Source organism: Cytobacillus oceanisediminis (genome assembly GCF_003182355.1).
In the GTDB taxonomy this organism is placed as follows: Bacteria; Bacillota; Bacilli; order Bacillales; family Cytobacillaceae; genus Cytobacillus; species Cytobacillus oceanisediminis_A.
On the sequence record NZ_QGTW01000008.1, the window covers coordinates 248,090 to 260,698 of the forward strand.

At 40.5% G+C, this 12,609-nt stretch carries 14 protein-coding genes; 3 read left to right on the plus strand and 11 right to left on the minus strand.

Annotated elements, in window-relative coordinates; all coding sequences use genetic code 11:
• Positions 1–22 precede the first annotated feature (22 nt).
• The 4 genes from DFO73_RS16360 to DFO73_RS16375 form a co-directional block, all read right to left on the minus strand.
• The gene (locus tag DFO73_RS16360; RefSeq protein ID WP_110065793.1) at positions 23–655 is read right to left on the minus strand and encodes an RsfA family transcriptional regulator; all 633 of its coding nucleotides are present in this window, start codon (positions 653–655) and stop codon (positions 23–25) included.
• A gap of 132 nt (positions 656–787) precedes the next feature.
• Complete coding sequence (locus tag DFO73_RS16365; RefSeq protein WP_110065794.1) at positions 788–1,543, minus strand: enoyl-CoA hydratase/isomerase family protein; 756 nt, start codon at positions 1,541–1,543, stop codon at positions 788–790.
• A gap of 333 nt (positions 1,544–1,876) precedes the next feature.
• Positions 1,877–2,050 (minus strand): 50S ribosomal protein L32, encoded by a 174-nt coding sequence (gene rpmF, locus DFO73_RS16370; RefSeq protein ID WP_009791160.1) that lies wholly within the window; start codon positions 2,048–2,050, stop codon positions 1,877–1,879.
• Between the two features lie 120 nt (positions 2,051–2,170).
• Entirely contained in the window at positions 2,171–2,695 is a 525-nt protein-coding gene (locus DFO73_RS16375; protein ID WP_110065795.1) for a YceD family protein, read from the minus strand.
• Between the two features lie 232 nt (positions 2,696–2,927).
• Between DFO73_RS16375 and DFO73_RS16380 the strand changes: the two genes are divergently transcribed.
• On the plus strand, positions 2,928–4,142 hold the full coding sequence (locus tag DFO73_RS16380) for a nucleotidyltransferase (RefSeq protein ID WP_110065796.1): 1,215 nt from the start codon (positions 2,928–2,930) through the stop codon (positions 4,140–4,142).
• Positions 4,143–4,402: 260 nt separating this feature from the next.
• On the opposite strand, the gene DFO73_RS16385 is transcribed toward DFO73_RS16380, so the two are convergent.
• Both DFO73_RS16385 and DFO73_RS16390 read right to left on the minus strand, forming a co-directional pair.
• The gene (locus DFO73_RS16385) at positions 4,403–5,413 is read right to left on the minus strand and encodes a SepM family pheromone-processing serine protease (protein ID WP_110065797.1); all 1,011 of its coding nucleotides are present in this window, start codon (positions 5,411–5,413) and stop codon (positions 4,403–4,405) included.
• Complete coding sequence (locus DFO73_RS16390) at positions 5,413–6,225, minus strand: patatin-like phospholipase family protein (protein ID WP_181396033.1); 813 nt, start codon at positions 6,223–6,225, stop codon at positions 5,413–5,415. The genes DFO73_RS16385 and DFO73_RS16390 overlap by 1 nt, the downstream gene beginning before the upstream one ends.
• Positions 6,226–6,653: 428 nt before the next feature.
• Here DFO73_RS16390 and ylbJ point away from each other — a divergent pair, with 428 nt between their 5' ends.
• Positions 6,654–7,871, plus strand: a complete 1,218-nt coding sequence (gene ylbJ, locus DFO73_RS16395; protein ID WP_110065799.1) for a sporulation integral membrane protein YlbJ — start codon at positions 6,654–6,656, stop codon at positions 7,869–7,871.
• Between the two features lie 62 nt (positions 7,872–7,933).
• Here ylbJ and coaD read toward each other — a convergent pair whose 3' ends face one another.
• The 4 genes from coaD to DFO73_RS16415 form a co-directional block, all read right to left on the minus strand.
• On the minus strand, positions 7,934–8,413 hold the full coding sequence (gene coaD / locus DFO73_RS16400; RefSeq protein ID WP_110065800.1) for a pantetheine-phosphate adenylyltransferase: 480 nt from the start codon (positions 8,411–8,413) through the stop codon (positions 7,934–7,936).
• Positions 8,414–8,478: 65 nt separating this feature from the next.
• Positions 8,479–9,033 (minus strand): 16S rRNA (guanine(966)-N(2))-methyltransferase RsmD, encoded by a 555-nt coding sequence (rsmD, locus tag DFO73_RS16405; RefSeq protein ID WP_110065814.1) that lies wholly within the window; start codon positions 9,031–9,033, stop codon positions 8,479–8,481.
• 391 nt (positions 9,034–9,424) lie between these two features.
• Positions 9,425–10,840, minus strand: coding sequence for a stalk domain-containing protein (locus tag DFO73_RS16410; RefSeq protein WP_110065801.1), 1,416 nt, complete (start codon positions 10,838–10,840; stop codon positions 9,425–9,427).
• A gap of 324 nt (positions 10,841–11,164) precedes the next feature.
• On the minus strand, positions 11,165–11,476 hold the full coding sequence (locus tag DFO73_RS16415) for a hypothetical protein (protein WP_110065802.1): 312 nt from the start codon (positions 11,474–11,476) through the stop codon (positions 11,165–11,167).
• Positions 11,477–11,634: 158 nt separating this feature from the next.
• On the opposite strand from DFO73_RS16415, the gene DFO73_RS16420 reads away from it, so the two are divergent.
• Positions 11,635–12,024: a DUF7147 family protein gene (locus DFO73_RS16420; RefSeq protein ID WP_110065803.1), complete on the plus strand. Its 390-nt coding sequence runs from the start codon at positions 11,635–11,637 to the stop codon at positions 12,022–12,024.
• A 99-nt stretch (positions 12,025–12,123) separates the two neighbouring features.
• Here DFO73_RS16420 and DFO73_RS16425 read toward each other — a convergent pair whose 3' ends face one another.
• Positions 12,124–12,399, minus strand: a complete 276-nt coding sequence (locus DFO73_RS16425) for a YlbG family protein (RefSeq protein ID WP_110065804.1) — start codon at positions 12,397–12,399, stop codon at positions 12,124–12,126.
• Positions 12,400–12,609 lie beyond the last annotated feature (210 nt).

Consider the following 12,609-nt stretch of genomic DNA (forward strand, 5'->3'; position numbering starts at 1 on the left):
CACCACACTTAAGAGCTGTTTCCTATTTCTCAACTTTCTCCAGCTGGCCGCTTGGATCTACGGTGAATTTAAGGTTTTTCTGGCGGTCTCCATCTTTTAGCCCCACAAGTTTGCGGGCGCTTTCCATGATTTCTACTAATGCCTTATAATCCTGTTCCATCGTATTTAGTTCTTTAATTAATCTTTCATTTTCAGCCGCAAGGTAATACATTTGTTTTTCCAATTCCTGAATACGTTCCCTTGAGGAATCATCTTCCAGTTCCCCTGTTTTTTGCGCTTTATCATATAACGCTTTGAGGAAAATGACTAGTTCATCAAACTCAATTATATTTATGTCTTCTCTTGTTTCTTGTCCGGTATAGTCACTTGCCTTAGCTGCAGGTTCATCGGAAATTTCTTTTTCTCTTTCTGCTGCCTGAGGATTTTTTTTCATTTCTTTCCTCTGTTTTTTAGCTAATTCAATCCCTGATTTATATTGCTTTCTAACAAAGGAATTCCAGCGGAAACCGCATGCAGCTGCTGTTCTGCTTAACTGTTTGCCTACTTCTTCAAACGCTTGAAGCTGAGTTCCCCCTTCTCTTATATGGCGGAGCACCACTTCAGCAAGCAGCAAATCTTCATCTTGAGACCAAGCATCCTGACGGGTTGATGACATCAGAATATCCCTCCTAGTGTTTTTTCTTTATACATATGCCTATGCTAGAAAAGATAGACTGATGTCATACTATAAAGTGAAACTTTATTCAGTCAGGGCTATTTTATGTTGCTGATCCTTATTTTCAAACTTTTATTTATTCATAAAGCGATCAACCTGTTTATGATGCGGTTCACCTTCCCATAAAATGGCACAGCGGCGGATCTCCTGCTCTATCCTTTCTTCTACCTCATTCGCCTTCCATTTTTTCACCATAATTTCTTTATAGGCTTTAAGAACATCACTTTCCAGCAAAAGCATTTTATCCAGAAAACTTCTGCAGCCTTCCAGTGCTTCACCCTCATAGATGGAATGCACAAAGCCAAGTTCGACCAATTCTTCGGTTGAATATAGACAAGCTTCCATCAGCATTTTCATGGCATTGGCTGGAAGCAGCTTTTCCGTTAGCATTGTACCTCCACCCCAGCCGGTTGTAATAGCCAAAGTTCCTTGAATAAATCCTGCCCTGGTACCACCCTTAGCAATTCGAAAATCACAGGCAGCTGCAAGTTCACATCCCCCTCCAACAGCGGTTCCATTTAGGAAAGCGACTGTCGGTTTAGGCAAGAAAAGCAGTGTCTTCAAGAGGCCTGCCATTCTGCTAAGCATTTCGAATGCTTCCTTTTCTGTTTTTAACCCATGGAAGGAAGAAAGATCACCTCCAGAGCAAAAAGCCTTGTTTCCTGCCCCAGTAATAGCAAGCGCTTTAACCGATTCACTCCCTGCTCTTGATAGTGCCTCCTCCAATCCGTCCATCACTTCATAACTAACGGCATTCCTCTTTTCCGGCCTGTTTATCGTAAAAACTAAAAGTCCCTCTTCGTGTTCTTCAATTATGTATGGGTCCATTACTGCCTCCTTTTATTTTTACTAAGCTCTTTTAAACTTGGCTGTTGATTTCCGCTCCGGGCGCTAAGCAAGCTGCGGGCGGTCCGAAAGCCTCCTCGGCTACATGCGCCTGCGGGGTCTCCCTTCAAGATCGCTCTTCCGCTTGAGTCTAACGCCTTCCACTCCAATCAACAGAGTGCCAAAATCAATATGGACTTTAAAAGAGCTTTTTACTAAACTATTTTTAATATTAGCAAAACTAAGCGGCTGCTTGTACTCTAAAATGGGAATATTACTGCCGAAAAACGACAAAAGCACAAGAACATAAAGTTCTTGTGCTTTGTATCTAAAGGATTAGTCGTTTACTACTTCTTTTCCTTTGTAAGTTCCGCAAGCTTTGCAAACGCGGTGAGCAAGTTTCATTTCACCACAGTTTGGGCATTCTACCATACCAGGAACCTGTAATTTAAAATGGGTACGACGTTTTCTCTTCGCAGTTTTAGATGTTCTTCTAAAAGGTACAGCCATTCTTCCCACCTCCTTAAAGAGTATTAGAGGATGTCCAAAGGGATTTGAACACACCCATTAAGAAAGTTATGAAGGCCAGATCAAGCTGGTTTCTTCAAATGCTTCTTGTTTTTTCTTCCGTTATGAATCGGAAGAAGGATCATTTTGATCAAAAAATTGAGCAAGTCCGGCAAGACGAGGATCTACTTTATCCTGTTTATCTTGCTCCTGAATGACCTCCCAGTCCTTTCCGGATTGTGGAGCTCCTTCTTCACTGCTGTCTTCGCAGAAAACTTGCATTGGGACTTCGAGTAAAAGGATCTCATGAAGGATCGGATTAAGATCAATCACATCCCCATTTACCTGGTGAACTTCCTCTTCGGTCTCATAATCCAACCCTTTTAAGAGGAAAGTTTCTGTTGTTTCAACATTAATTGGATAATTTACGTCAACTAAAGTACGAGAACAAGGCAGTATTAAATGACCCTTTATATTTAAATGAAAAGTCACTTTGGCCGAATCGATATCCGCACGGCCTGTCACGTGCATTGGTGAAGAACCGCGAATGTCCGGATCCAATTTCATGACCTCATCTACATTGACAGTTTCATCAATGGGAAAATCCTTGCTTCGATATTTTTGTAACTGACTTAAAGTCCATTTCATACGAATCACCCCAAGGCAACAAAGGTAATTATAGCCTTCCTATAATTATTTGTCAATATTTTTTCTTTACACTATAATGTAGCTATTATCACACTATTGAAGGCTTATTTTCTTATATGATCAGCAGCTTTTTGCAGAAATCCAAGTTTTTGTTCGTTTTCATTTATTTTGGCTTTCTTTTTACTTTTTCCAATACATATCTTTTTAAACCTTTTCGAGGAGTATGTCAAATATGAATGCAGTTGGAGTAATCGTAGAGTATAATCCTTTTCATAATGGCCATGCCTACCATATGAAGCAGGCAAAGCAGGCTTCCGGTGCAGAAATCGTCATTGCTGCCATGAGCGGAAATTTTCTGCAACGGGGGGAACCGGCGCTTGTTTCAAAGTGGAAGCGGACTGAAATGGCATTAAAAGCAGGAGCGGACATTGTTTTTGAACTGCCGTATCAGTTTGCCGCCCAACAGGCAGATATTTTTGCAAGTGGAGCCGTATCAATACTAGAAGCCGCCGGATGCCGAAGTTTATGCTTTGGCAGCGAATCGGGGAATATGAATAGCTTCCACCGAACTTTATCTTTTCTGGAAAAACAAAATGACACGTATCAAAACAGAGTTAAATTTCATTTGGATGAGGGCTGCAGTTATCCAAAAGCAACATCCTTGGCTTTTAGTGATATCCAGCCTGAAAGTAATATGGTTGACCTTTCAAAACCAAATAATATTCTCGGCTTTCAGTATTTAAAGGCTGCAAGAAATCAAAATGCATCTCTGAAAGTCCTGACTGTTGCCAGAAAAAATGCTGGATACCATGACGAACAATTTTCATCCGATTCGATTGCAAGCGCAACAAGTATCAGGAAAGCCCTTTTTTCGGAAAACGGAGAAATTGAGACCATTCGCCAGTACGTTCCAGAAACTACCTATAGCGGGTTAATCGAGTATAAAGAAAAATTCGGAAGGTTTCACCAATGGGAAGATTATTGGCCGCTCCTTAAATACCGATTAGTCCACCTCCTTCCTGAACAGTTAGAAACGATCTATGAAATGGAGGAGGGGCTGGAACATCGATTACTGGCTGCAGCATTGCAGGCAGAAACCTTCCAGCAATTTATGGAACTGATTAAAACGAAGCGCTATACATGGACAAGGCTCCAAAGAGCTTGTGTGCATATCCTTACCAACACAGCAAAAGAGGAAATGCCTTCTGAACCCAGTAAGTCTACGTATTTGCGGCTGTTGGGAATGTCCAAAATTGGCAGAGAATATTTAAACAAGCATAAAGCAGATTTGCCTCTCCCTCTTATTTCAAGAGTTTCCTCCCGGGTAAGCGACCTTCTTCACTTGGATATAAAAGCATCCCGGGTTTATGCCTTGGGCGTAAAAGGCCGGCAGCAGCAAATTCTGCTGGAACAGGAGTTCAAGCAGCCTCCAATTATGATTCAGTAAAAAAACTCTTGGATTATTCACCCGCGCAAAGCGGCAAAACAGCTTGCATATTCCCGCTGTTTTTGCCGCCTTTTTATTTTTTTATAGATTCCTGTGTTTTTGGATATGCTTCTCTCTATCTTTCTGTAAAAAATGAAATAAGGTTCCCAGCATTCTTAAGAGGGCAATAGGAATAAACAGTGCAGCACCGCTTTATTTTTATAAAAATGCCTAATCCATTCCACCAAAATAGCTAGCGGCATATTGGCCGCTAGCTTCATTTAATCCAAATTTCTCAAATATTCAACTGCATCATCAAAGGTATCAACCGGAACTATTTTCATATCCGTCTTTATATCCTTGGCGGTTGTCGCAGCAGCTTTATAATTTGAGTCTTCTGCATCATTTTCGTTAGGGGCAAAGAATATTTCTGCTCCGGCTTTATCGGCTGCAACTATTTTTTGCTCAATGCCTCCGATTCTGCCAACTGTACCCTCTGTATTTATAGTTCCTGTACCGGCAATCTGATAACCTCTGGTCAGATCTTCTTTAATAAGCTGATTGTATATTTCCAGCGAAAACATCAACCCAGCAGAGGGACCTCCAATTTCATCGCTTTTGATATTAACAGCAGGATCGACCTCAACTTCTTTGTCATCCACCAAAGTGATTCCCACTCCAGGTTTTCCCGTCTCTTGAAGGGTTTTTAAAGTGATAGCAGTCTCTTTCGTATGATCCTGCCGTTCGTATGTTAATGTGATTTCATCCCCATCCTGTTTTTCAGAGACAGAGCTGATAAACTCATCGGAAGATTTGAACTCTTTTCCATTTACTTTAAAAATGCGGTCACCGGCCTGCAGTTTTCCATGTGCAGGCATATCAGGCATAACATTTAGGACGTAAACTCCATTAAAATGATACTTGATGGGAATCCCCGCTTTTTTATAGGCTGTTTCTATAGCTGCCAATTTAGATGAAGCCATTAAATGAAGCTGGCGAACATTATACTCTTCATCTGTCTCATTTTCGGCCCGGATATCCTCGACAGGATAGAGTTCCTGATACTTGCTCAATTTTGCAGTCACGTATGCATAGATATTGGCACGGCCCATTCTTACAGTTGTCAGCATAAAACTGCCTTTTTCTTCGTAGCCGTTTTCGACCTCGATAATCGGCTCCAGTTCTTTTGCCATACCCGGCTTTGACACATAATAGGGCAGATAATAAAAGGAACTGAGCAAAATCATAACTGCAACAATTAAGAAGGAACGTGTATAAAACTTATTTCTCATTATTCAGGATGCTCCTTCCATTTGGTTATGTACTCCTGGATACTGTCAATATGTTTCTTTGCTTCCTCTTCCCCGATTTTAATAATTTCTTCGATATTGGTAAACGCCCGGGAGCTATACATTTCCACTCTTGGCCTGATCATAAAATCGGACGCAATTTCCCTATGCGTTACGAGCTCCATTTGCATGATGTCCAAACTCTGCATGATTACATCATAAATAGAGGTGATTTCCGCATTTGTTTTTACATGGGAGACATCGATGGCAATGATAATATCCGCCCCCATTTCTTTTACAACTGAAACAGGTACCCGATCAACTACTCCCCCATCAACCAATAGGCGCCCATTTAATTTTTCAGGGACAAAAATGCCCGGTATGGAAATACTTGCCCTCACTGCGTCGGCAATCGGACCTTTATTAAATATAACCTTTTCTCCAGTCATCAAATCAGTCGCTACCACATTGACTGGGATATCAAGCTCTTCAAGATACTTTCCATGAGTGAAAATACGAATAAGCTCCTTTACACGCTTTCCGGCAATAAAGCCCATTTTGGGCACTGTAAAATCAAGATAATACTTTCTTTTAAAGGCCTTTGAAAGTTTGTATAAACGCTCTATATCCAGCCCCGCTCCATAAAAGCACCCGACCATTGCCCCCATACTGCTGCCCGCAATAAAATCAATCGGGATGCCTGCTTCCTTTAAGACCTTGATGGCACCTAAGTGGGCAAACCCCCGCGCACCTCCCGAACCAAGTGCCAAACCTATTTTCGGACGACGCAAAAGACTCCCTCCTCTGGACACCATATGGCCTCCTAACATGGCCTTTTATTATTCTATCCTTTATAAGCCTAGCAGTTTCAATCTTCCATCCATGTGCATGGCTTCGGCAGGTCCATTCATTTTATGTGCGCACCTGCTTCTTGTAGCAACTTTGCTGACCGCATATCTCTACAGAATATAATTCCATAATCCAAGAACATTTATCTTCTTAATTTTGCTTATGCCTGTACTTAATTCTATGGTCTATTTTAAAGTTCTATGAGTATATTGAGTTATATGGGGACAAGGCTGGGCGGCATTAACCATACCCGTATTCCTGGTTCATTTTTCTCTGTTTTCTTTATAGACGTTTACTGATTAATGGCGTAAAAAATAAATATCAAAATGCTACTTCATTTTACCATTGTTTAAAATAGTTGCACAGTCAGTACAACTTTGAGGGAGGCTTGTCCGTGTTTCGTTCCAAATTAAAAACGGTTACTCTCGCACTCTCTGTAACCTTAATGGCCATTTCATTAATTTCATTTCCCCAGGAATCGGTTGATGCATCAATCAGGGGACTAAATATGTGGTGGGAAATCGTTTTTCCATCTTTATTGCCTTTCTTTATCGTTTCAGAGATGCTGATCGGTTTCGGGGTCGTAAAATTTATCGGCGTGCTGCTGGAGCCTTTAATGAGACCCTTATTTAAAGTTCCAGGAGTAGGCGGTTTTGTCTGGGCAATGGGAATGGCATCAGGATACCCCGCAGGAGCAAAACTTACAGCAAGGCTTCGACAGGAAGGCCAGCTGACAAAAACAGAAGCAGAACGGCTTGTTTCCTTCACCAATTGTTCAAACCCCCTGTTTATATTTGGTGCTGTCTCCGTCGGATTCTTTAATAACGCAAAGCTTGGAGTGATTCTGGCTTTAGCGCATTATCTCGGCAATATTACAGTTGGTTTATTGATGAGGTTTTACGGAAGAAATTCCAAGAGACCCTCCCAGGAAGAAAAAAAAGCAAGGCCCTCTTTACGGGCGGCCCTTTCAGCCCTTCACCGGACAAGGATTAATGATAACCGCCCCATCGGGAAGCTTCTAGGGGACGCTGTCATGTCATCTATTCAAACACTATTAATGATCGGCGGATTTATTATTCTTTTCTCTGTCATTAACAAGCTTCTATTTCACCTCGGAATAACAGCAATTCTTGCTAAAGGCATAGAGGTCATATTAGCACTGTTTCATTTGCCGGTTGAATTAAGCATTCCTTTTATTTCCGGGCTCTTTGAAATTACACTTGGAAGTCAAATGACAAGCCAGGTGCAGGAGGCTACTTTGATGCACCAGGTGGTTATCACCAGCTTTATACTTGCTTTCAGCGGATTTAGCGTACAAGCACAAGTCGCGAGCATACTTGCCCAGACAGACATTAATTTTAAGCCTTTCTTTTTTGCAAGAATCATTCATGGGTTTACCGCTTCGTTTTATGCGTTTATCCTTTGGAATCCTATTTATGAACGATTTTACAACACGGAACAGCCTTCCAATGCAATTCCGGTCGGCTTCTTTGGTGATTATTCGCTTTTTGGGAAAATGCTTAATTGGTTGGCTGCAGCCGGTCCGCTAATTACACTATTGGCTCTTACCGTATACACCTATGGCCTGGCAAGGCGCCTTGATAGAAACTAAAACATTTTGAAAATGTGTTTTGCTGGATTAAAAAACGGGCAGCCCCTGGCGCCCGTTTTCATTTATTGGAATTTTACTTTAAGTGCTTTTTCCACTGTGTCGGGAACAAGCTCTGAAATATCCCCATTATATTTTGCCACTTCTTTAACAATGCTGGAACTTAAAAACGAATATTGGTTATTGGTCATGATGAAAAAGGTTTCTACTTCATCATTCAATACCCTATTCATGGATGTAATCTGCATTTCATATTCAAAATCAGAAACTGCCCGCAAACCGCGTATAACAGCACTTGCCTTAACAGAACTTGCATAATCCATCAAAAGGCCCTGAAAAGAATCCACCTTCACATTCGGTATATCTTTCGTCACTTCTTCTATCAGACTGATTCGTTCCTCAACTGTAAATAAAGGATTTTTGGAAGAGTTATTTAAGACGACCACATAAACCTGGTCAAATACCTTCGCCCCTCTTTTTATAATATCCAGATGGCCATATGTAATTGGATCAAAGCTTCCTGGACAAACAGCTATGCCGCCCATTAATATCCCCCTATCATTTTTTGTGTTATGGATATATTTTTCTTTCTTTCAGCCTAAGTATGTGACTATTCAGCCCAGCCGTAAATGGAAATAGATATTATTCCGTAATTTTCATGCTTGCGCTGAACAAGCCTGCCGACTGAATCCGGCAATGTTACATCTGAACTGTGTTCGCACAATATTGTTCCGCCCTCTGCAAGCAAAGCCTTCTCATCAATTACCTGAAGGAGCTTGAGCAGCTGCTGCTTACGGTACGGAGGGTCTAGAAATATATAATCAAAGGCCAGTTCTCTTTTTAAAATTGCCTTTATTGCACGATCGGCATCGTTGCGGTATACCTCCACCTGCTCTTCAAAACCGCATATCCGAATATTTTCATGAATGGTTTGAATAGCCTTGCCGTCGCGGTCGACAAAAATGACCTTTTCTGCCCCTCTGCTGAGAGCTTCAATTCCCAGTCCGCCGCTTCCGGCAAATAAATCAAGACCCTGCCCGCCATCAAAATAAGGGCCAATGATATTAAATATGGCTTCCTTAACCTTATCCGTTGTAGGACGGGTTGAACTGCCCGGGACAGCTTTTAATATCTTTCCTTTTTTCGTTCCTGATACAACTCGCATAGAATCACCGCTAACTTGCATAATTTTCATTTTCCCGCTTAAATCATCTGCAAATGGGGAAAACAATCACGTGATACATTTTTTCTTCCCTATCCTACCATAACTTACAATTGGTAGCCAACCTGTAAATTGAAAGCGGAATCAATTTGGCATATTAATATGGAAAAAATTATCCGATTAAGTGTATATCCAATGCGATTGTGGAAATAATGTAATTAACAGCATCTATTCGAGGATGTTGTTGCCAACCGCGGAGAAGACTTACGTTTCCCCATAAGTTCTTCCTCCGGTTTCTCCTCTCCCTTTGCCTTCTATCCTGAAAAGGATATAGAAGGACCCTGCAGGAAATCTGCAGGGCTTTTTATTTTTATCTGCTTTTTCGGAAATTATTTTATTTGGGAGCAGCTGTTAATTTGATCTTGTGATCCCATTCTTCGATTGAAACATCAAAAAGAGATTGAAGCCATTGTATTTCGATAAACGCCGTCCCATTTAGAACGGTTAATGGATTTTCCAGCAGTCCATAATCCTCTTCATTATAAATGAATACATTTCTGTTTAAGTAAAAGCGATAGCTGTTATTTCCTTTTGCCAGCAGCATCGTTTCCTCACCGGATAAAATCCTCACGTCAAAACCCAAAGCCTCCATTGCAGCTTTAAATGGCAAAAGCTTCTTTCCGTTTTTATGGATTAGTTTAAAGCCTTTTTGCTCCTTGCCTGAAATAAATACTTTTTTACCATCATCAAAATAAAGAGGGACAAAGGGTGCATCCAAATCTTTATTCACAGTAAAAAAGCGTGTCGAATGGCCCTTTAAATCACTTAGCTGCTTGTCCAGTTTTTCTGTATTGAGTGATTCTTCCATATTTATATCCTGAAAAAATACCTTCAGTTCATCTTCAGCCAGTTCTTTCTCTAATTCCTTGAATATCCGGTTTCCTTTTTCTGTACCTGCCTTCTGCTCCACTGCATGCGATGCAAGTGCATCGATAAGCCAATCCTCTTTTAACGGAAGATACCCAAACTTTTTTTCAAAAGCCTGGATGATGAGCATTTTTTCAAGCTTTTCCTTTTTAGTATTAGTACCGGCTATAAGGATTCCTCTTCCGTAAGATTCCTGGTAATGATCGGTAAGTACCACAGACAAATATGGAATTTCCCCTAAGTTATTAAGCTTTTCAAAATTTAGATTCAATGACTGATTTTCTGAATAAATATCTACCGTATTTGTCCTTTTTTTCACCAGATCCCCCTGCTGCCAGTAAAGCGAAGGAGTATTCTCTCTTCCTTCAAAAATATAATAATCGATGTGTTTCATTTTTTTTTGTGCTTTTAAAGGAACTCCGGCTGCCCAGGAGCCTTTCCTCCTGAAGGAATCAGAAATAGTTATTAGGGAGCTCTCTATCTCCACGCCAGAAATGGATACTGTCCAGTCATTTAACATAAATGCATTTTTATCTTTATTTATTGGCAAAACATATTCAAAAATCATTTTCTCATTTGAGAAGAATGTGTAAGGATTTTCGTCCGCCGAATCACACGCTTTTTCTTGGCCATTTTTGCACTTCCACTGAAATAGTGAATCAGGAATGATAAGCCTATATTCTTTTTCCGGTATAAGGCCTGTGACCGTTTGCGTGATTTTAAGCTCATTTTGAAGAGATTCAACATTAATTTGCTGGGTTGCCCGCAAAGTATGCTCCTCAGCCCGTCCAGTTTGCTCAGAATAAGCTTTCCACTGCCAGACAAGCATGCCCGTAATTGTTCCTGACAATATTAAAAAAATAAATAAAGATGCCCTCCACATAGGTATACCCTCTTAATCTTGTTCTTTTACCATAACAATACCAAAGGGAAGGACATCCGTCACATAAATTTTGTAATAAAATTGAGAAATTTTCCTCTTCTAGCCCAGTGAATTTTGAAAACCGTGTGAGTTCGACTTTTGTATGCCCGGTTGCATATGCATGGTTTCTGTTTATAAGCGCGGGGAGCCTGGTTTGTGAGCGGCTTCTGCTCTTTTACGCGCGGGTTTAGGCATTTTGCGCGCAGATATAAATCGTTTACGCGCGTGATTCCCTTTTACCCGCGGAACCAGCTTCTATTTCCTCCACATGGTTTTATAGCTTCTTCATGCAAAATCCAGATCCAGGCCACCTTCCAATATGCTGCAGGTTTCTCCAATGCTCAAGCAAGTCACTGCCCAGTCTTCCCCAGGCAATCCTTCTGAAGCAAGAAAAACCTCCAATTCACCTAACGACATCGCGAATAGATCTTTATTTTGTGCAATCAATAAACCTTTCGCAGTAAGCGCAGCTATAATGGAGACAACAACAAAACCGTTCATATCATAAATATGTTTCTTTTCTAATGGAGATATATCCGCCTTGATGAAGTAACCGGCACATAGGAGCAATGTCATTGAAAGAAAAAGGTAAAGCATGCAGTCTCTCTCCCTTCTGCTTTTTAGGTACTACTTCTATTTTTATGCGGGAAATGATAAAGTATGGATGGACATAAGGCATTTTATTTTCAATATTTCAAAACTGGATACAGGGATGAGGAAGTGGATGCCACTGAGGCTTAAAGGAGGAACTATTTTTGATACAGCGTTTTATAGAAATTGGAGAAGGATATTCGGACATTTATGAATTAATCGAGATAGCAAGGGTCAATCAGCATCGCATGTTACATATGGCAGCTTTCCATACCAGCATTAATGGTAAAGAAGCTACATCTTTGGCGGTTATTCTGAAACCTACAAATCCTGGAGATTTCCAGCCGCTATATCTTTGCCGGGAAGGAATTCCAAACCCAAATGTGACACCCAACAAAAGATTTGATTTATTTGCGGAAACTGCAAGTAGTCTCGATAAGGAAATCGTTCAGCTTACCGTAAAGCCCTCCACTCTTTTTAATGAAAAGGAATTGTATTACCAGTATTTAATTGGAATCTTAAGGCTTAATCATTATATTGCACCACTCCAATAAAAAACTCCGTATGCACCCAAGACAACCCGAGATGAAATTCAGAAAGTATTTTACTTCTGAATTTATAACAAAAAGGCATGAGCTTTACTCATGCCTTTTTTAAATACCCATCTTATAGTCATATTCCTTTGCCTTGTCAGGCTTTGAATTTTCAAATTCCGTTTTAAGGAATGGTTTATAGGATGGCTCCACTTTTTTTACAAAGGAATATGAGTTGATTTTTTCCATTAATCCTTCCGTATCGGCAAGATCACAGTATAATACAACATATTTTAGCCTTTTTGACACATAATGGACGTTTCCGAATCTTCTTAACATTTTTGCCTGCTTTAACGAATAAAGCCAGACTATTATTCCTTGTCTTTGGCCCAGCATATATTTTTCCCCTTCAGCGAATCAATTGTTTTACTTAGTCTAGCATAGAAAAACGGGAGTTTTCAATGATTATGGGACAAACAAGTGCTTTTTGAATAACAAAAAAACCAGCTTGTGGTCTTGCCCCTGTCAAGTAGACAACATAAAAAAGCTAAGCAGCGAGCGCGTGCCGATATTCAATCGGCGCGCGTTTCTTTAGTTTCTTTTGTC

Excerpts from the sequence above, each read along its gene's own strand:
- DFO73_RS16365 (WP_110065794.1), bottom strand. The coding sequence starts at position 1,543 with ATGGACCCATACATAATTGAAGAACACGAAGAGGGACTTTTAGTTTTT.
- DFO73_RS16380 (WP_110065796.1), top strand. The coding sequence starts at position 2,928 with ATGAATGCAGTTGGAGTAATCGTAGAGTATAATCCTTTTCATAATGGC.
- rpmF (WP_009791160.1), bottom strand. The coding sequence starts at position 2,050 with ATGGCTGTACCTTTTAGAAGAACATCTAAAACTGCGAAGAGAAAACGT.
- rsmD (WP_110065814.1), bottom strand. The coding sequence starts at position 9,033 with ATGCGAGTTGTATCAGGAACGAAAAAAGGAAAGATATTAAAAGCTGTC.
- DFO73_RS16375 (WP_110065795.1), bottom strand. The coding sequence starts at position 2,695 with ATGAAATGGACTTTAAGTCAGTTACAAAAATATCGAAGCAAGGATTTT.
- coaD (WP_110065800.1), bottom strand. The coding sequence starts at position 8,413 with ATGGGCGGCATAGCTGTTTGTCCAGGAAGCTTTGATCCAATTACATAT.
- DFO73_RS16360 (WP_110065793.1), bottom strand. The coding sequence starts at position 655 with ATGTCATCAACCCGTCAGGATGCTTGGTCTCAAGATGAAGATTTGCTG.
- DFO73_RS16410 (WP_110065801.1), bottom strand. The coding sequence starts at position 10,840 with ATGTGGAGGGCATCTTTATTTATTTTTTTAATATTGTCAGGAACAATT.
- DFO73_RS16390 (WP_181396033.1), bottom strand. The coding sequence starts at position 6,225 with ATGGTGTCCAGAGGAGGGAGTCTTTTGCGTCGTCCGAAAATAGGTTTG.
- DFO73_RS16425 (WP_110065804.1), bottom strand. The coding sequence starts at position 12,399 with ATGCTGGGCCAAAGACAAGGAATAATAGTCTGGCTTTATTCGTTAAAG.
- DFO73_RS16385 (WP_110065797.1), bottom strand. The coding sequence starts at position 5,413 with ATGAGAAATAAGTTTTATACACGTTCCTTCTTAATTGTTGCAGTTATG.
- DFO73_RS16415 (WP_110065802.1), bottom strand. The coding sequence starts at position 11,476 with ATGCTTTACCTTTTTCTTTCAATGACATTGCTCCTATGTGCCGGTTAC.